The following is a 17,553-nucleotide window of genomic DNA, read 5'->3' on the forward strand; positions in this document are numbered from 1 at the left end:
CCGCGGCTCCGCTCGGGACCCGCTTCGGGCCCCCGTACCGGCGGATCCGACCCGAACGGGGGAATCCGGCCGTCGCAGGTCGCCCGCGGAGGTGAACGGCGCGGCCCCCCGGGCCGTTCGGCCGTTAGGGTCCGGCGCATGAGCCAGACCAACAGCACCACCGTGGCGTCCGCGTCGTCCAAGTCCTCCCTGCAGAGCCGTCTCGGCACCCTTGTGGTGATCCCGTGGGCCGGCCGGTACAGCGAGGACGGCGGCGACATGCCGTTCCTGATGGCCTATTCGCTCGGCGACGGGTCGGACGGGCCGGCGGCCGGCGAGGCGGCGGTGCTGGCGGTCGCGAAGGAACTCGGGCTGCCGGTGGGCGGCCCGATCCTCGACGTGTCGCAGGTCCCGAAGGCCGGTGTGACCGTGCTGGTGGCGGGTGGCAAGGCGGTGCTGACCATGCCGTATCTGCACGCGGCCTGCCCGGTGCCGGACCAGTGGACGGCCGCGGCCGCCGGGCGCGGGGCGGTGTACGTGATCCTGGCCGCCCGCCCCTGGCCGGAGGCGGCGCCCGGCGCCGAGATCGGCGAGGAGGCCCTGCGGGACTTCGCCGGCGACCCGGAGGTACTGGGGGGCGCGGCGCACTTCCTGGTGCCGGTGAGCTCGCTGCGCGGCTGACCGGCGGCCCGCGCGAGGGTGCGGCTCCCCTGCCGCCCTGTCGCCCTGCTCTCGGCCCGCAATGACCGGCCCGCCCGCGCGAGGGTGCGACGGACCGGAAGGGGCGCCCCCAGCGCGGGGGCGCCCCTTCCGGTGTCCGGGACCGGCTACCGGCCGGGCCTCGGGGATCCGGGGGCCGGCCAATGTGAGGCCGGCCGCGAGGGCCGGCGTGAAAGACGGGAACCAGCCGGTGTACAGGCCGAGGCCAGCCGGAGGTCAGTGGTCGACCGGCCGTTGATCAGCCGTTGATGAGGTGGTCGCCCGCGCTCACCGCGGCCGCGCCGGCCTGTACGGCGTTGTCGACCGCGGTGACCTTCTGGCCCACGCCGGTCTGGTTCACCACGTTGTGCGCGGCGGCGCCGGCCTGGGCGCCGACGGACGAGGCGGTGATCGCCGTGCCGGTCAGCGTGGAGCCCAGGTCCGCGGCGTGGGTGGGGGTAGCGGCCTGGGCGAGGGGTGCGGCGGCGGCCAGCAGGAAGGACCCGACGGCGGCGGAGGTGAGGATTCGGCAGACATTCATGCCCGCTACAACGCCCCGTACCCCCTCCAGGGCACGCTCCCGGCCCCCGATGGTCACCCTTCCCCGCCGCCGTTCACCCGCTCGGGCCGCACCGCGGGTCCGCCGGGCCCGGCCCGCGGCGTGGCGCCGCCGGCCAGCCCGGCACCGACCCGCACCGCGCCGGCCCGCAGGGCGTGGGCGGCGGCCCGGACCGGTGCGCCGCCCGGTCGGGCCCGGCCGTCGCGGAGCGACCCCCCGCTGCCTCGCCGCGGCGGGGGGACCGCCTCCGGTCAGCCGGCGGTGGTGCGGTGCTCCAGCGCCCAGGCCAGGGCGTGGTCGGCGACGTCCTCCCAGCCCTCGTGGAAGGCGGTGCCGTGGTCGCGGCCCCGGTACGCCTTGTAGTCGGTGACCGCCTTGCTCCTGCCGAACCTGGTGAAGTTCTCGTGGACGACCGCGGCCGGGACGATGTGGTCCTCCGTGCCGGAGACCAGCAGCAGCGGCGCGCGGTCGCCGTTGTGGAAGTCGACGGTGGTGGCGGCGCGGCCCCTGGGCGTGAAGTTGGCCAGGCCGGCCTGGAACAGCGGGCGCCCCGGGCCGGGGATCGCGAACCGGGCCCGCTCCTCGGCCGCCTGGGCGGCGGAGACGGTGTTGGCGAAGGAGTAGTGGAACTGGGCGTCGTCCAGCGCGACGGCCTTCTTGATGTTCGCCGGGTTGCCCAGGACCGGGAACGAGGCCCGCAGGGTGGACAGCGGCAGCCGCAGCACACCGCGCGGCTGCGCCGGGTGCAGGGCCACGCCCGCGCTGCCCAGGCCCCGGTCGAGCAGGATCTGCGTGACCAGGCCGCCGAAGGAGTGACCGATGATGACCGGCGGCTCGGGCAGCGTGCGGATGAACGCGTCGTAGTGGTCGACGATCTCGGTGACGCCGATGTCGGACGGGGCCCGGTCGTGGTCCAGCGGCTGGTCCAGTTCGGAGACGCCGGGCCAGGCCGGGGCGTACACGGTGTGCCCTTCGGCGGTGAAGCGGTCGATCCACGGCTGCCAGCTGTGCGGGGTCATCCACAGGCCGTGGACGAGCACGATGGTCGCCCGCGGCTCGGCGGCCGGTCCGGTCGGCTCGGCGGCCTGCGCGGTCCCGGCGGCCTCGGCGGCCTTCGTGAGGTCCGCGGCCCCGCTGCCTTCCCCCGCCGCGGTCGGTTCCGCCGCCGCGGTCGGTTCCGCCGCCGCGGTCGGTTCCGCCGCCGCGGGGGGTTCTGTCGCCGCGGGGGGTTCTGTCGGCTCGGCGGGCCCGGTGGGCCGCCCGGTCGGCTGCTCTGACATGGCGTTCTCCTTCGTGGCGCGGCCCACCCTCGGAGAGACAGACCGTTCTGTCTCAAGAGTGGGCCCGGAGACCTCGACTGTCAAGCAGGGAGACAGAACGTTCTGTTACGTTGGGATGATGAGCGGAGAGGCGCCCGTCGGCCCGGCGGCACGACACCAGGAAAGCGGTAGGCCGCAGCCACGGGAGCGGCTGCTGGAAGCGGCCTCCGCGCTCTTCTACGCGGAGGGCATCCGGTCCATCGGGGTGGACCGGCTGATCGCCGAGGCCCAGGTCACCAAGGCCACCTTCTACCGCCACTTCCCCACCAAGGACGACCTGGTCGTGGCGTATCTGCGCGGTCGGGACGAGGGCATCCGCGCCCAGTTGGCCGGCGCCGCGCGGGCCGTCGGCGACGACCCGCGCGGGACCCTCGGCCTGCTGCTGGACGGCCTGGCCGCCGAGGTCTGCGGGCCGGGCTTCCGGGGCTGCCCGTTCATCAACGCCGCCGCCGAGTACCCCGACGCCGCCCACCCGGTGCGGCTGCTCATCGAGGAACACCGGGCGTGGTTCCGCGCCGCCCTGCTCACGCTGGCCACCGGCTGCGGCCATTCCGACCCGGAGGCCGCCGCGGCGGCGCTGTTCCTGCTGCGCGACGGCGCCATGGTCGGCGGCTACCTGGACGGCGACAGCGCCCGCCGCTCGCTCGCCCAGGCGGCCGGGGCCATCGTCGGCGGGGTGCTCTGAGGCGGCGCGGGGGTGATTGCGCGGGGCCGCGGAGGGCGCGGCGGGCGGGAACCGCCCGGCGCGCGGCTCCTGTCGCCGGTCCGTGACAGCGTCCGCACCGGCCGGGGACCCGGGCTTGGCACCCTCATGTCGTCACCGCCGGCGCGACCGCCGCCGTCACCGCTGTTCCAGGGGGAACCGCCATGTCCGTCCGCCGCCGCCATCGCCCTGACCGCGGGCCTGACCGCGGGCCTGACCGCGGGCCTGACCGCGGGCGCCTGCCTGTCGCTGTCCGCCTGCGACCCGGCCGACCCCGCGGTCGGCGGCGCCACCCCCTCGCCCGCCGGCAGCGGTACGCGGTCGGCCGTCCCGACCGGCAAGGGGGCCGGTCCCGGCCGCGACCCGGCCGGCGCCACCGCCACCGCCACCGCCCCGCGGCTGAACGGCACCGCGGGCAACGGCCTAACCATCAGTGACGGCAGCCGCTGAGCGGGGGAGCGGCGTCGGCTCAGCCGCGCGCCAACCCGGCCCGCAGCTCGTCCAGATGCACATCACCGGTGTCGTGCGGCAGGAACTCGACCACGTCCAGGAAGCGGAACAGCACCTGCGCGGCGGTGACCGCGAACTCGTAGTCCGCGTACCCGACCACCGCGCCCGGGGCGCCGCGCCCCGGACCACATGCGCCGTCAGGTCGTCGGGGGTCTTCGCGTCCGTGCCGCGCCGACCGCCCGGCCGGGCCAGGTACGGGCAGACCATGGCCGCGTAGAGCATGCACGCCCGGTGCCCCGGGCCCTCGAGCGTCGGCGCCAGCGGTTCTTCTTCCTGGACGACGCGGACCGCGCGCTGATCGATCCGTAGCGCCGGTCCCACAACCGGCTGGGCTTCGCGGCCCAGCTCACCACCGCGCGGTTCCTCGGGGTCTTCCTGGACGATCCGGCCGACGTGCCGACGGAGGTCGCCGACTACCTCGCCGAACAGCTCGGCGTCCCGGACGCCTCCGTGCTGAAGACGTACGGCGAGCGGGAGAACACCCGGCTGGATCACGTCCGGGGGCTGCGGGAGGTCTTCGGCTACCGGGAGTTCGCCGGGGCGGAGGCGGAGCTGCGGGAGTGGGTGGGCGCGCGGGCGTGGACGACCGGGGAGGGCACGAAGGCGCTGTTCGACGCGGCGGTGGGGTGGTTGCGGGAACGGCGGGTGCTGCTGCCGGGGGTGACGACGCTGGTGTGGCTGATGGCGTCGGTGCGGACGGAGGCGAACGAGCGGCTGCGGGAAACGCTGTACGGGCTGCTGAACACCGGTCAACGGGCGGTGCTGGACTTGCTGCTGGAGGTGCCGCCGGTGCGCGGGTCTCGGAGCTGGACCGGCTGCGCCGGGGGCCGGTGCGGGTGTCGGGTCCGGCGACGAAGGCCGCGCTGGAGCGGGCGGCGGAGATCGCCGCGTTCGGCATGGCGGACCTGGACGTCGCCGCGGTGCCGCCCCGGCGGTTGGCGGAGCTGTCGCGGTACGGGGTCGACGGGAAGGCGTCGCTGCTGCGGCGGCACGGCGACCACCGGCGGCTGGCCACGCTGATGGCGACCGCGGTGTACCTGACGACGCGGGTGGTCGATGACGCGCTGGACCTGTTGGAGGCGCTGGTCGGCACGAAGCTGCTGGCCCGCTCCGAGCGGGAGACCGCCCGGGAGAAGCTTAAAACCCTGCCGTGGGTGGAGCGGGCCGGGGCGAAGCTGGCGGCCGCGTTCATCGTGGTCTTCGAGGAGACCGCCGAGCAGGTCGACACCGCGACCGGGGAGATATCCCCGCCGGCGGTGGCCACGGTGGCGGGGATGTGGGAGCGGATCGAGTTGGTGGTGCCCCGGCGGGAGCTGGAGGCGGCGCTGGCGGCGATGTTCGAGCTGGCGCCGCCGCTGGACTCCGACGCCTGTGAGGCGTGGCGCCGGCAGCTGGTGGGCCGGTTCGGCATGGTGCGGCCATTCCTGAAGGTCCTGGTGGACGTCGTGGACTTCGGCGCCACCCCGCAGGGCGCCAACCTGCTGGCCGCGTTGAAGTCGCTGCCCGGCCTGCTGCGGAGGCGGAAGGTGGCGCCCGGTGAGATCGACGCCGGGCTGCTGGCCGGGTCGTGGAAGCGCCTGGTGCTGGCCTCTTCGAACGCCGAGCCGGGGTGCGTGGACGTGAAGGCGTACGCGCTGTGTGTGCTGGAGGGGCTGCACCGGATGCTGCGGCGCCGGGAGGTGTTCGCGGTGAACTCCTCGAAGTGGGGCGACCCGCGCGCGAAGCTGCTGTACGGCGAGGCGTGGGAGCGGGTGCGGCCGGTGGTGCTGAACGCCCTGGTACTGTTCACCACCCGCTGCATGAACGCCGCCCTCGACCAGCTGCGCGCCAACGGCCACGAGGTCCGCGAGGAGGACGTCGCGCGGGTGTCGCCGTTCGTACGGCACCACATCAACATGCTGGGCCGCTACTCCTTCGCGCTGCCCGAGATACCCGGAGGGCTGCGGCCCCTGCGCGACCCGGGATGACACCGGCGGCGCGTGATCGAGTGGTCGGGCAGCCGGGTCGACCTGTCGGGAGGCTGGGGGTGTGGACAGCAGGCGGGAGATGGGCCTCAGCCTCGGACAACGACGGCATCGGTGGCCCCGCTATGGCTCTGACCATGTGCCCTCGGACGAGCAGGACGTCGCGGTCGCTTCGCTAGGACTCAGCGGTCCGCTCCGTCCGGCATCGACCGCCTTTCCGTTCAGCTGGTCGGCCGTGACGGCGTCGGCCTGCCGCTTTCAGTCGGCGAACCCGGCCACGGCGCCTCCCGGTCGCGGGGTCGTCGACGCTACGAAGACCGACGGTTCTCTCACGCAGACTTCCAGCCAAAGCTGCTATCTCCCTGCCTGGGTGCGCTGCTCCTGCTCCTTGCTGGCTTGGAGCGAGGCGGGGCCGAGCCTCTCGGGGGGGGAGCAGGTGACACTCGCTGACGCGTGGCGCATTGTCCGCCGGGCGCGTTGCTGCCCCGTTACGATCGCTGCTTCCGTACGGGAGGGGGGCCGTTGCGTCGTCAGAACGGACTGGGTGAGGATTTCCGCAGACTGTGGGCCGGTTACGCGGTCAGTGCCGCGGGCAGCGCGGTCGGCTCGGGGGCGCTGCCGTTGATCGCGCTGCTGACCCTGCATGCCTCGACGTTCCGGGTGTCGCTCCTGGCGGGGCTGTCGGCGGTCGCCAGTGCGGCGATCGCGCTGCCGCTCGGCGTGCGGATCGAGTACCGCCTCAAGCGTCCGGTGATGATGACCGCGGACGTACTGTGCTTCCTGGTGCTGGCGAGCGTGCCGGCCGCCGCGGTCCTGGGGGTGCTGACCTACGCGCAATTGTGCGTCGTGGGCGTCGTGCAGACAGCGGCATTGGTGGCGTTCAACGCGGCGAGCGGCGCACATCTGAAGGCGCTCGTGGCACCGGAGGGGCGGATCCGGGCCAATAGCGCCTTCGAGACGACGAGCTGGGTCACCATGAGCGCGGGTCCGCCGATGGGCGGTCTGCTGATCGGTGTGCTGGGCACGACGGCGACGATGGCGGTGGACGCGGCCTCCTTCCTTGGCTCGGCCACCGGGATCCACCGCATCCGCCGACCGGAACCTGCCCCGCCCCCCCGCACCGACCCGCCGCACCTGTGGCATGACGTCACCTCCGGCTGGCGCCACCTGCTGGCCCGGCGCGGGTTGCGGGCGTTGTTCTTCAACGCATTGCTGTTCGGCGGTCCCGTCATGATGGCCTCGCCCCTGATGGCCGTGCTCATGCTGCGCAACCTGGGCCTGACACCGTGGCAGTACGGCCTAGCGCTCGGTCTGCCATGCCTGGGCGGGGTACTCGGTTCGCAGGTCACGCCCGCGCTGACCCGGCGCCTGGGACCGCGCCGGGTACTGCTGGTGTCCGGAGTGGCGCGCGCGCCCTGGCTGCTCCTGCTGCCGCTGGCACCTTCCGGTGCGTTCGGCGTGGGCGTGATCGTCGCCATCGACTTCGGGCTGCTGTTCGCCGCCGGGGTGTTCAACCCGTCGTTCTCGACGTACCGGATGGAAGCGACGGACGATGCGTTCATGTCCCGCGTCGTCACCAGTTGGTCGGTCAGCTCGCGGGCGGTGCAGGCGTTGTTCATGGTCGGCGGCGGTCTGGTCGCCGGCGTCGTCGGCGTTCGCCCGGCTCTCGTGATCTCCGGGGTGCTGTGCCTGGCCAGCGCGCTCCTTCTGCCATGGCGCGATCCTCAAACCGCCGCCGCTCCCGCCACGCAAGCGGAGCCAGCGGCTGTCACTCCCGAGCCCGAGTCCGCGGCACGGGACTGAAGTCGGCGCCGGGTTCCTCCCCGAGGAGGATCTCGACCGAACATCGCGGGCTCTCGGTGATGCCCCGCCGCAGCCTTCGGCAGCCAGACCGTCAGCGCCGGGCGTCCCCCGGCGCCAGCAGACCGGTCACCTCGGCGATCGCCTCCGGCGACGGCTTGAAGTACCGCTTAACGTTCTCCGGCTTGCGGTGTCGGGACTTGGCCATGAGCATCAGCAGGCTCGCGCTGGCCTCGCCGAGGTGGGTCAGGCCGGAGTGCCGCCACTCGTGCAGATCCCATCCGGTGCCCGGCCCGCGGACCGCGGTGTGCCGGTCCAGCAAGGCGCGAGCCTGACCGTACGACAGCCGGGCCAGCCCGGTGTCCGGGCACACGTCGCGCGGCCCGAGCACCTTGCCGGGGTTGGGGCGGCGATGAGTGACGAACACCGGGCCACGGGTGCGGCCGCGCAGCAGCCGGGGCAGCAGCCGCGCGGTACCGGTGTCCCGGTGGACCGTCTCCAGCACGAAGTCCCCGCGCGTCCGGCCGCCCCGGCGGCGGGCGGCGGATCCCTTGGCCTTTACCGGCGCCCGCCGGCCGGCCAGGTCGAGGTCCTCGATGTTCGTCCCGAGGATCTCCTCGGCCCGCGCACAGGTCTCGTAGAGCATCCGCCACAGCGTCTTCTCCCGCAGCGGGTCCTCCCGGCGGGCGATGAGCCGGTCGACCATCACCTTCGGCCGAACCTGGGTCTCGGAGTCCGGCGGGGTCATCCGCTTCACCCAGGCCGGGGCCGCCGGGCCGTCGTAGCCGTGGTCCGCGCACCAGCCGAGCCAGGACAGCACCGCCGCGCGGCGGGCATTCCAGGTGTTGACCGCGGCGGTGCCCCACAGCAGTTCCAGCGCCTCGCCGACCTCGTCGTCGACCACGGCCGCCAGGAGCCGGTCCTCGCCGAGCCGTTCGGCGGTCTTCCCGATGCCGATGCCGTAGCCGCGGGCGGTGTTCGGGTTGGCGAGTAAGCCGAGGAAGACATCGGCCGCCGACCAAACGCTCAGCGCCTTCCCGGACTGGAGCTGGACGACGGCGGGCACCGCTTCCCCCATACCGCAGATAACAGGGTCGCTTCGCGCAGCGGCTCGGCGACGTCGCCGCAGGTCGGATATGGCGATGCCGCAGATCATAAAACGTTATCCGTGGAACGACTTCCGGCTGCCCCGCCACCGGCACCCTGCCAGCCGCCCACCAGAGCCGCCGGGGGCTTAGCGCCGGTTTTCGTTCCGATGTTTCTCAACCGCCGGGTTCAGCGCGGGCAGCGGCTTGCCGACCCCCGGCAGGTCGGCGAACGCGCCGCGCGCCTCCGCCTCACGGATCTGCTTGTCGGTCCAGGACTCGAAGGAAACACCGGGCGGCTTGCGTTCGGTCATCTCTCGCTCCTCGGCTCGAGGGTCCGGCGTCGCACCTTCGAGATTACAAGGCGCGTCCCGCGACCGGACCGGGGCCGTACGCCCGGTGGCGCGCCCCCGCGCCCTCGCGCCCCTGCCCCCCGCACCCCCGCGGCCGTACGGCCTGCCGTCCGCCCGCGCTCCGGCCCCGCCCCTCAGACCCGCGCCCGCGCCGCCAGCACGGCTACGCCGTCCTCGGCCGCGGCCGGTGCCGGCCGGTGCACGATCCGGGCCGGCAGCGCGTCCAGCGGCCCGGTGGCGTGCGCCGGCTTCAGACCCGCCAGCCGGACCAGCGAGGTGTCGGTGTCCTTGGCCCTGCGCTCCGCCAGGCCGTCGGTGTACAGCAGCAGGGTGGCCGGCGCGCCACGGCACGTACACGCTCTCGTAGCCGCCGTGCAGGTCGGCCCCCAGCGGCGGCTCCGGCGGCACGGCCAGCGGTTCGACGGCGCCGGAGGGGCCGACGACGGCCGGCGGCAGGTGCCCGGCACTGGCGGACCGGACGCCGCCGCCGACCGGGTCGGCCAGCCCCAGCAGACAGGTCGCCGGGCGTTCGGCGCCCGCGGCGGACAGCACCGCGTCCATCCGGCGCGGCATCACGCCGGGCCGGTCGCCGTCACCCGCGACCACTCGCAGCATCGAGCGGTGGCGGCTTATCTCCACCGCCGCGCCCACCCCGTGCCCCATGACGTCGCCCATGGCCAGCAGGGTCAACCCGCCGGGGGGCCGGGAGCGGCCGGCGGGCCCGGAGACGCCGCGGGACGCCGTACGCGGTGGGAGGGGCGAACAGCCGGGCAACCCGGGCGCTTGCGGCACAAGGCGCCCTACTGCTGCGCCCGGACAAGCCGGGCCGGTAGGCTTTCCGTGTGATCTTCAAGCGCATCGGAAACGGGCGGCCGTACCCGGACCACGGCCGGGTCAGCACGCGCGAGTGGGCGGACGTCGCCCCGCGTCCCGTGCGGCTCGACCAACTGGTGACCACCAAGGGACAGCTCGACCTCGAGACGCTGCTCGCCGAGGATTCCACCTTCTACGGGGATCTCTTCGCCCACGTCGTGAAATGGCAGGGCGACCTCTACCTGGAGGACGGCCTGCACCGGGCGGTGCGCGCGGCGCTGCAGCAGCGGCAGGTGCTCCACGCCCGGGTCCTGGAGATGGACTGACAATCCGCCTACGCTGCGCTCATGAGCATGTTGACTCCCTCCGGGATGGGTGGGAAGTACCGGGTCACCGGTAACGCGTATCCGAGGATGCGCCGGCCCAGGCGCCGCGGCCGCATTCTGGCCGCCGTGGTCGCTTCGGTGGTCGTTCTGAGCCTGTTCGGCTGGGGGGCACTGCAGCTCGTCGACGTCTTCGGCGGCGGCGACGGCGACACCAAGGCGAACGCCGCACCGCTGGACAAGCCCAGTTGCCGACCGGTGCCCGCGCCGACCCGCGCCCGCCCGCTCGGTCCGCTGCCGCAGCCGACCGGGGTGACCCTCAACGTGCTCAACGCCACCTCGCGCGGCGGCCTGGCCAAGACCACCGCCGACGCGCTCGCCGGCCGGGGCTTCAAGGTCGCAAGGTTCGGCAACGCGCCGGACGGCTACGACCAGAAGGTCACCCAGTCGGCGCTGCTGGTCGCGGGTCCGGCGGGCGAGGCGGCGGCCCGTGAGGCCGGTACGCAGGTGGCGGGCTCGACGGTGCGGATCGATCCGCACCGCAAGGACAAGACGGTCGACCTGCTCATCGGCAACGCCTTCGCGACACTGGCCACACCGGCGCAGGCCGCCGCGGCGCGGGTGGTCGCGGCGAACCCGCCGCCGCCCAAGCCGGTGTGCGCGCCGGTCACGACCCCGGCGGCAAAGGGCGGCGCCCGCCGGCCGGGCGCCTGACCGACGGCCGGTCGGGTACGCGATCGGGTGGCCGGCCGGGCGCCTGGCCGACAGCCCGGCCGCGTACCCGACCAGGTGCCTGACCGGGTACGCGGCCGGCCGCCGGCGCGCGGTCCGGCTTCCTAGGCGACCGTGCCGTACAGCCGGTCGCCGGCGTCTCCGAGGCCCGGCACGATGAAGCCGTGCTCGTTGAGCCGCTCGTCGACCGCCGCGGTGACCACGGTGACCGATTCGCCCGCCAGTTCCCGTTCCATGACCTGCACGCCCTCGGGCGCGGCCAGCAGGCACAGCGCGGTCACGTCGTCGGCGCCGCGGTCGATCAGCAGCCGGATCGCCGTCACCAGGGTGCCGCCGGTGGCCAGCATCGGGTCGACCACGTACACCTGCCGGCCGGAGAGGTCCTCCGGCATCCGGGTGGCGTACGTCTGCGCCTCCAGGGTGTGCTCGTCGCGGACCATGCCGAGGAAGCCGACCTCGGCGGTCGGCAGCAGCCGCACCATGCCGTCGAGCATGCCGAGCCCGGCCCGCAGGATCGGCACCACCAAGGGGCGCGGGTGGGACAGCCGCACCCCGGTGGTGGGCGCGACCGGGGTGCGGATGTCGACCTGCTCGGTCCTGACGTCCCGGGTGGCCTCGTAGGCGAGCAGGGTGACCAGTTCATCGGCCAGCCGGCGGAAGGTCGGGGAGTCGGTGCGCTCGTCGCGCAGGGTGGTGAGCTTGTGCGCGACCAGCGGGTGGTCGACAACGTGGAGACGCATGGGCCTGACTGTATCCGGACCGCCTCCGGCGGCCGCGGCCCCGGGCCCGGCCGCGCGACCCGGCGCCTTTCTGCGCCCGACATGGGGTAAACCGCCCGTACGAGGGAAGCTGACCGACAATGCCCGGTGCGCCTCCCGGGTGACCCGAACGGCCAGGACGGTGACCTGTATGCCGGACATGCCCGAGAGCGGCCCCGACGACCGCGGCCTTGAGCGGCGCCGCAGGCGAGCGGTCTTCCTGCGGGAGCTGAACGAGGCCAGGGAGTTGCGGGACCGGGTCCAGCCGCGGCGCGCCCGGGCGGCGCGGATGCGTCAGCAGATGCGGATGCGGACGTTCCGCTGGTGACGGGGGATGATCATTCCGGTGCCGCAACGGCCGGACAAGATCCAGGATTTACCGGGTTCTGACGAAGACCTGGCACGTCGCGGTGTCGAAGACCCTTCGTGGCGCCCCGGTTTCTGTCACGATGCCGAATGGGTGGGACCATCATGGAGGCCATCATGAACGGCCGAGCGGCCCTATCCGGTCCGGACGGCCTGAGACCTGTGGGAGAGTCACGGTGTACTTCGCCGCACTGCTCGCGCGCACCGAGGACGGTTGGCAAGCGAGCGAACCCGATCTCGACGATGTGGAAACCCTCGCCGATCTGAGCGACCTGGCCCGAGCGGCCGGCGACGAGGAGGAAACGGTTCTGGTCTTCATCGAGCAGGAGGACGCCTGGTTCGGCGTCATCCGGATCGACGGTGAAGAGGATCCCAGAATCTATGTGTCCGACGCGGCGGCGGCCGCCCGCAGCTCGTACGGGGAGATCCTGCTCACCGACGAGGTGCTCGGCCGCGACCCGGAGGACCTCGACGACCTCGACGACCTCGACGACCTGGTCGACCTCGACGGTACCGAGGACGGCGACGATGACGACGCCGCCGTGGTGACCGGCTCCTCCGACGACCACGTACCGGTCGGTCCGCTCGGTGACACCGAACTGCTGACCGACCTGGGAATGAACGGCAAGGAGCTGCTGGCGCTCAGCGGCGACGGTGCCCTGACCGGTGAGGCGCTCGGTGAGATCGCCGACGCGCTGGGCTGCGGCGACGTACTGGAGGCGGTCCGCTGACCCCAGTCCCCGTTCCGGCCCCCGGCCCCGCCACGGGGGATCCGCTCCGCGACCGCTGGGTGCCCGCGATGCGGATCGCCCTGGCCGAGGCCGAGCACGCCCCGCTCACCGGTGACGTACCGGTGGGCGCGGTCGTGCTGGACCCGGACGGCTCGGTCATCGCCCGCGCCCGCAACGAGCGGGAGGCCACCGGCGACCCGACCGCGCACGCGGAGGTGCTGGCCATCCGCCGCGCCGCGGCCCGCCTCGGCCGGTGGCGGCTGACCGGCTGCACCCTGGCCGTCACCCTCGAGCCCTGCACGATGTGCGCGGGCGCGATCGTGCTGTCCCGGCTGGACCGCGTCGTCTACGCCGCCCCCGACCCCAAGGCCGGGGCGGCCGGCTCCCTGTGGGACCTCGTCCGCGACCGCCGCCTCAACCACCGCCCCGAGGTCATCCCGCACGTCCTCCCCGCCCCCGCCGCCGCCCTCCTCACCGGCTTCTTCCGCCCAAAGGATTTCTGACCACCCCTCCGGGTGGGCTAAGCTTTCTCTCGGTAGCGTGTCCGAGCGGCCTAAGGAGCACGCCTCGAAAGCGTGTGAGGGGGCAACCCCTCCGTGGGTTCAAATCCCACCGCTACCGCTGTGCGCGCCCAGGCGCCCGCCTTCTCCTCCCGAGAAGGCGGGCGCCTTGCGTATGTGCGGCCGTCGCCAGCCGCGCCACGCCCCACCGCCGACCCCGCCACGCCCCACCGCCTACAGCGCCGCGTACCCGCCGCCGCGCCGCCGACGGCCCCGCCGGAGAACGGCGGTCGTTTTGGATGATGATCGGGGTGGTGCCCGTCTGTGTGCGCCATTCGATGGATAGACTTGGCCGATTGCACACTTGTGACCGGTGCGTGGCCGCGGCTGGGGAGGGCAAGGAGCATGGCGCAGGCGAGGAAGATCACCATGTACATACTGGTGATCTTCGTGCTCTACACGATCATCGACCAGCCTGCCCGCGCTGCGGATCTTGTGCAGGTAGGGTTCGAAGGGATATCGAACGCCGCCAAGAGCGTCGGGAAGTTCATGCACGACCTGGCCAACTAGCCGCGGCACGGACGAGGCGAGGGATTCCATGATCCGGCACCTGGTGCTCTTCAAGCTGAACGAGGGCGTCGAGCAGGACGAGCCGCGGGTGGTCGCGGGCGCCAAGGCGTTCGCCGAACTCGGCGCGCTGGTGCCGGAGGTGGCGACCTGGGAGTGCGGCTGGAACATCAGCGAGCGGCCGATCGCGTATGACTTCGCCATCAACTCCTCGGTCGCGGACCCGGCGGCCCTCGGGCGGTACGCGGCGCACCCCGCGCACCAGGCGGTGGTGGCCCAGTGGGCCGAGTTCGCCACCTGGGTGGTCGCCGACTACCCGTTCTGACCCCCCGCCGGCCGAAGGCCGACCCCCGCCCCCGGCCGGTCCCGGACCCCCTCGGACCACCCTCAGGTCCTACAACACGGCAATATGCGGTGCTTGCGCACAGCACACATGAATTGTGATGCTATGACCGCTTTTGCCGGATGAGTGGACCGATAAGGGGAGTGGTATGCCGATGTCGGCTCACACGGCGCCAACGACGTATCCCCGCGCCAGGACGCGGACGCCCAGCGCCGGCGCGCAGGACGCCAGGGCGCTCACCCAGGTGCTGTTCGAGCAGTTCGGCACGCTGGAGGCGGGCACGCCCGAGCACACCCGGGTACGGGCCGCCCTGATCGAGGTGAACCTGCCGCTGGTGCGGTACGCCGCCGCCCGCTTCCGCAGCCGCAACGAACCGATGGAGGACGTGGTCCAGGTCGGTACCATCGGCCTGATCAACGCCATCGACCGGTTCGACCCGGAGCGCGGGGTGCAGTTCCCGACCTTCGCGATGCCGACCGTGATCGGGGAGATCAAACGTTACTTCAGGGACAACGTGCGGACCGTCCACGTACCGCGCCGGCTGCACGAGCTGTGGGTCCAGGTCAGCGGCGCCATCGAGGACCTGACGGTGCTGCACGGCCGGTCCCCCACGACCGCGGAGATCGCCGAGCGGCTGCGGCTGTCCGAGGACGAGGTGCTGGCCTGCCTGGAGGCGGGCCGGGCCTACCACGCCACCTCCCTGGAGGCGGCGCAGGAGGGCGACGGCGCCCCGGGGCTGCTGGACCGCCTCGGCTACGAGGACCCGGCTCTCAACGGGGTCGAGCACCGCGACCTGGTCCGGCACCTGCTCGTCCAACTCCCCGAGCGGGAGCGGCGGATCCTGCTGCTCCGCTACTTCGGCAACCTGACCCAGTCCCAGATCAGCGCTGAGCTGGGGGTTTCCCAGATGCACGTGTCCCGGCTGCTCTCCCGCAGCTTCGCGCGGCTGAGGTCCGCAAACCAGCTTGAAGCGTAACCGAAAGGGACTAAGCCCCCCGCAAAGATATGTCGACTTGGCGCTACAGCGTGTTGCCGACATGTGACATTCTGCGGATACCGCGTTTGTCGCGAGCGAGCCTCCGGTATTCCAGAGGAGGAACAACCGTCGCTCGCGACACCCGTCCGCGACCTCAAGGGGGTGGCATGTCCGTACAGGTGGGCAGTCCCAAGGTGCTCCGCCATGAATCCCATGGCCCCGACGCACCGCACGAGTCTCTTCACACGGAGGCCATCGACACCCGTACGCTGTCCCGTTCACTGTTCCTGCGACTGGCGGAACTGCCGGTGGACAGCCCGGAACGCACCTATGTACGCGACACGCTCATCGAGCTGAACCTGCCGCTGGTGCGGTACGCGGCGGCGCGCTTCCGCAGCCGCAACGAACCGATGGAGGACATCGTCCAGGTCGGCACCATCGGCCTGATCAAGGCGATCGACCGGTTCGACTGCGAGCGCGGGGTGGAGTTCCCGACCTTCGCGATGCCGACCATCGTCGGTGAGGTGAAGCGGTTCTTCCGGGACACCTCTTGGTCGGTCCGGGTCCCGCGGCGGCTGCAGGAGCTGCGGCTGGCGCTCACCAAGGCCAGCGACGAGCTGTCGCAGCGGCTGGACCGCTCCCCGACCGTGGCCGAACTCGCGATCTGCCTCGGGGTGTCGGAGGAGGACGTGGTCGACGGCCTGGCGGTCGGCAACGCGTACACCGCCAGCTCGCTGGACTCCCCGCCGCCGGAGGACGACGGCAGCGAGGGCACCCTCGCCGACCGCCTCGGCTACGAGGACTCCGCCCTCGAAGGCGTCGAGTACCGGGAGTCGCTGAAGCCGCTGCTGGCCCAGCTGCCGCCGCGCGAGCGTCAGATCATCATGCTGCGCTTCTTCGCGAACATGACGCAGTCGCAGATCGGCGAGGAGGTCGGCATCTCGCAGATGCACGTCTCCCGGCTGCTGACCCGGACCCTGGCCCAGTTGCGGGACGGGCTGACCGCGGAGGCGTGAGGAGAGGGGAGGAGTGGTCGCCGGCCCGGCCGGGCCGCGTCACCGCATCGCGAGCGCGACCACTCCGACGACCACGACCAGCGCGACGATCACACCGATCACCACTCCGGCCCGGCTGCGGGTCTCGGCGCGCTGCACCTGTGCGGGCGGCGGCTGCTCGTCGACGAAGGCGCGGAACATCTGGGTGTTGCCCGCCGGGTCGTAGTTGTTGTCCGGCTGCGGCGTGGGATTCGACATGGGGCCTGACCCTAGCGTGTCGGCGGAATACCGTGCACCCCCCACCGGTTGCGAGTGATCATGGCACGCATCGGAAACTCTGAACTCGACGTCCACCCCCTCTCCCTCGGCGGCAACGTCTTCGGCTGGACCGCCGACGAGGAGCACTCCTTCGCCGTTTTGGACGCCTACGCCGCGGCCGGCGGGAACTTCGTGGACTCCGCGGACCGCTACGCCGACGGGCAGTCCGAGACGATCATCGGCCGGTGGCTGGACAGCCGCGGCCGGCGGGACGACTTCGTCGTGGCCACCAAGGTCGGGGCCGGCACCAAGTTCCCGGGCCTGAAGCCGGACACCATCCGGGCGGCGGCCGAAGCCTCGCTGCGCCGGCTCGGCGCCGACCGCATCGACCTCTACTACACGCACGTCGACGACCCCGAGGTCCCGGTCGAGGAGATCATCACCGCGCTGGACGGCCTGGTGAAGGCGGGCAAGGTGCGGGCCATCGGCGCCTCCAACATATCCCCCGAGCGGCTCGCCGCCTCACTGGACTTCTCCGAGCGCGAGGGCCTGGCCCGGTACGAGATCCTCCAGCCGCACTACAGCCTGGTCGAACGGGCCGAGTACGAGGGCCCGCTGCTGGACCTGGTGGCCGCACGCGGCCTGTCGGCGGCGCCGTACTTCGCGCTGGCGGCCGGTTTCCTCACCGGCAAGTACCGGCCGGACGCCGAGGCGGTGGTGAGCGTCAGGGCGTCGCGGGCAGCGGCGTACCTGGAGCAGGAGCGCGGCCCGAAGGTGCTCGCCGCCCTGGACGAGGTGGCCGCCGCGCACGGCGTCGAGCCCGCCTCGGTGGCGCTGGCCTGGCTGGCGGCCCAGCCGACCGTGGTCGCGCCGATCGCCAGCGCCCGCACCGTCGAGCAGCTCCCGGCCCTGCTGGCGTTCGTGGACCTGAAGCTGACCGGCGAGGAGATCGCGGCGCTGACCGCCGCCTCCGCCTGAGCGGCAGGCCCCGCGGCGGCCGGCCCCGCGCCGCCGGCCGATCGGGTGCCGCCGGCCGATCGGGTGCCGCCGGCCGATCGGGTTGCTGCGCACCGTTCCCGCGGCACCGGCCCGTCCCGTACCGCCGTGTGCCGCCGACGACGACGCGAGCCCGCCCGCCTCCCCTGGCCGGAGGCGGGCGGGCTCCCGGCTGTGACCATACTCTCAGCGGACGCACAGCACGTGTCGCCTCCACCCACCCG

The 17,553-nt window shown here is 73.1% G+C and carries 22 protein-coding genes, 1 tRNA gene and 2 pseudogenes; 16 read left to right on the forward strand and 9 right to left on the reverse strand.

What is annotated here, in order from left to right:
* Positions 1-138 precede the first annotated feature (138 nt).
* Complete coding sequence (locus RLT57_RS13855; RefSeq protein ID WP_311297697.1) at positions 139-660, forward strand: DUF5949 family protein; 522 nt, start codon at positions 139-141, stop codon at positions 658-660.
* 277 nt (positions 661-937) lie between these two features.
* Here RLT57_RS13855 and RLT57_RS13860 read toward each other — a convergent pair whose 3' ends face one another.
* Entirely contained in the window at positions 938-1,219 is a 282-nt protein-coding gene (locus tag RLT57_RS13860) for a hypothetical protein (protein WP_311297698.1), read from the reverse strand.
* A 269-nt stretch (positions 1,220-1,488) separates the two neighbouring features.
* Positions 1,489-2,517: an alpha/beta hydrolase gene (locus tag RLT57_RS13865; protein ID WP_311297699.1), complete on the reverse strand. Its 1,029-nt coding sequence runs from the start codon at positions 2,515-2,517 to the stop codon at positions 1,489-1,491.
* Between the two features lie 118 nt (positions 2,518-2,635).
* Here RLT57_RS13865 and RLT57_RS13870 point away from each other — a divergent pair, with 118 nt between their 5' ends.
* On the forward strand, positions 2,636-3,241 hold the full coding sequence (locus RLT57_RS13870; protein WP_311297700.1) for a TetR/AcrR family transcriptional regulator: 606 nt from the start codon (positions 2,636-2,638) through the stop codon (positions 3,239-3,241).
* 126 nt (positions 3,242-3,367) lie between these two features.
* On the forward strand, positions 3,368-3,709 hold the full coding sequence (locus RLT57_RS13875; protein ID WP_311297701.1) for a hypothetical protein: 342 nt from the start codon (positions 3,368-3,370) through the stop codon (positions 3,707-3,709).
* Between the two features lie 19 nt (positions 3,710-3,728).
* Here the strand turns inward: RLT57_RS13875 and RLT57_RS13880 are convergent, their stop codons facing one another.
* Entirely contained in the window at positions 3,729-3,869 is a 141-nt protein-coding gene (locus RLT57_RS13880) for a hypothetical protein (RefSeq protein WP_311297702.1), read from the reverse strand.
* A gap of 158 nt (positions 3,870-4,027) precedes the next feature.
* Here RLT57_RS13880 and RLT57_RS33370 point away from each other — a divergent pair.
* A pseudogene (locus RLT57_RS33370) lies at positions 4,028-5,736 on the forward strand (DUF4158 domain-containing protein); the annotation flags it as partial.
* Between the two features lie 519 nt (positions 5,737-6,255).
* The gene (locus RLT57_RS13895; protein ID WP_311297703.1) at positions 6,256-7,536 is read left to right on the forward strand and encodes an MFS transporter; all 1,281 of its coding nucleotides are present in this window, start codon (positions 6,256-6,258) and stop codon (positions 7,534-7,536) included.
* Between the two features lie 91 nt (positions 7,537-7,627).
* On the opposite strand, the gene RLT57_RS13900 is transcribed toward RLT57_RS13895, so the two are convergent.
* From RLT57_RS13900 to RLT57_RS33375, 4 genes and pseudogenes are all read right to left on the reverse strand, one after another.
* On the reverse strand, positions 7,628-8,611 hold the full coding sequence (locus RLT57_RS13900) for a tyrosine-type recombinase/integrase (RefSeq protein ID WP_311297704.1): 984 nt from the start codon (positions 8,609-8,611) through the stop codon (positions 7,628-7,630).
* Between the two features lie 156 nt (positions 8,612-8,767).
* Positions 8,768-8,932 carry a DnaJ family domain-containing protein gene (locus RLT57_RS13905; RefSeq protein ID WP_311297705.1) on the reverse strand — a complete coding sequence of 55 codons (165 nt, stop codon included), beginning with the start codon at positions 8,930-8,932 and terminating at the stop codon, positions 8,768-8,770.
* Positions 8,933-9,105: 173 nt separating this feature from the next.
* Positions 9,106-9,438, reverse strand: coding sequence for a hypothetical protein (locus RLT57_RS13910; protein ID WP_311297706.1), 333 nt, complete (start codon positions 9,436-9,438; stop codon positions 9,106-9,108).
* Positions 9,365-9,646, reverse strand: a pseudogene (locus RLT57_RS33375) (SpoIIE family protein phosphatase); the annotation flags it as partial. The pseudogene RLT57_RS33375 and the gene RLT57_RS13910, both read right to left, overlap by 74 nt.
* Before the next feature lie 167 nt (positions 9,647-9,813).
* On the opposite strand from RLT57_RS33375, the gene RLT57_RS13915 reads away from it, so the two are divergent.
* Together RLT57_RS13915 and RLT57_RS13920 are read left to right on the forward strand one after the other, a co-directional pair.
* Positions 9,814-10,110 carry a type II toxin-antitoxin system VapB family antitoxin gene (locus RLT57_RS13915; protein WP_093712089.1) on the forward strand — a complete coding sequence of 99 codons (297 nt, stop codon included), beginning with the start codon at positions 9,814-9,816 and terminating at the stop codon, positions 10,108-10,110.
* Positions 10,111-10,131: 21 nt separating this feature from the next.
* Entirely contained in the window at positions 10,132-10,821 is a 690-nt protein-coding gene (locus RLT57_RS13920) for a LytR C-terminal domain-containing protein (RefSeq protein WP_311297707.1), read from the forward strand.
* A gap of 122 nt (positions 10,822-10,943) precedes the next feature.
* Here RLT57_RS13920 and upp read toward each other — a convergent pair whose 3' ends face one another.
* Positions 10,944-11,579, reverse strand: a complete 636-nt coding sequence (gene upp, locus RLT57_RS13925) for a uracil phosphoribosyltransferase (RefSeq protein WP_311297708.1) — start codon at positions 11,577-11,579, stop codon at positions 10,944-10,946.
* 169 nt (positions 11,580-11,748) lie between these two features.
* Here upp and RLT57_RS13930 point away from each other — a divergent pair, with 169 nt between their 5' ends.
* The 8 genes from RLT57_RS13930 (at position 11,749) to RLT57_RS13965 (ending at position 16,096) form a co-directional block, all read left to right on the forward strand.
* The gene (locus tag RLT57_RS13930; RefSeq protein ID WP_311297709.1) at positions 11,749-11,925 is read left to right on the forward strand and encodes a hypothetical protein; all 177 of its coding nucleotides are present in this window, start codon (positions 11,749-11,751) and stop codon (positions 11,923-11,925) included.
* Between the two features lie 214 nt (positions 11,926-12,139).
* Positions 12,140-12,694, forward strand: coding sequence for a hypothetical protein (locus tag RLT57_RS13935; RefSeq protein WP_311297710.1), 555 nt, complete (start codon positions 12,140-12,142; stop codon positions 12,692-12,694).
* Between the two features lie 68 nt (positions 12,695-12,762).
* Positions 12,763-13,197, forward strand: coding sequence for a nucleoside deaminase (locus RLT57_RS13940; protein WP_311297711.1), 435 nt, complete (start codon positions 12,763-12,765; stop codon positions 13,195-13,197).
* A gap of 31 nt (positions 13,198-13,228) precedes the next feature.
* Positions 13,229-13,315 (forward strand) — tRNA-Ser (locus RLT57_RS13945).
* Between the two features lie 284 nt (positions 13,316-13,599).
* A complete protein-coding gene (locus RLT57_RS13950) occupies positions 13,600-13,764 on the forward strand; it encodes a hypothetical protein (RefSeq protein ID WP_311297712.1) in 165 nt (54 codons plus the stop codon).
* Positions 13,765-13,792: 28 nt separating this feature from the next.
* A complete protein-coding gene (locus RLT57_RS13955) occupies positions 13,793-14,086 on the forward strand; it encodes a Dabb family protein (protein WP_311297713.1) in 294 nt (97 codons plus the stop codon).
* A gap of 166 nt (positions 14,087-14,252) precedes the next feature.
* A complete protein-coding gene (locus RLT57_RS13960; RefSeq protein WP_311297714.1) occupies positions 14,253-15,080 on the forward strand; it encodes an RNA polymerase sigma factor SigF in 828 nt (275 codons plus the stop codon).
* 167 nt (positions 15,081-15,247) lie between these two features.
* A complete protein-coding gene (locus RLT57_RS13965) occupies positions 15,248-16,096 on the forward strand; it encodes an RNA polymerase sigma factor SigF (protein ID WP_311297715.1) in 849 nt (282 codons plus the stop codon).
* 39 nt (positions 16,097-16,135) lie between these two features.
* Here RLT57_RS13965 and RLT57_RS13970 read toward each other — a convergent pair whose 3' ends face one another.
* Entirely contained in the window at positions 16,136-16,333 is a 198-nt protein-coding gene (locus RLT57_RS13970; RefSeq protein WP_311297716.1) for a hypothetical protein, read from the reverse strand.
* 60 nt (positions 16,334-16,393) lie between these two features.
* On the opposite strand from RLT57_RS13970, the gene RLT57_RS13975 reads away from it, so the two are divergent.
* Positions 16,394-17,311, forward strand: coding sequence for an aldo/keto reductase (locus tag RLT57_RS13975; RefSeq protein WP_311297717.1), 918 nt, complete (start codon positions 16,394-16,396; stop codon positions 17,309-17,311).
* The last annotated feature ends 242 nt before the right edge of the window (positions 17,312-17,553 follow it).

It is taken from the genome of Streptomyces sp. ITFR-21 (assembly GCF_031844685.1).
GTDB lineage: Bacteria > Actinomycetota > Actinomycetes > Streptomycetales > Streptomycetaceae > Actinacidiphila.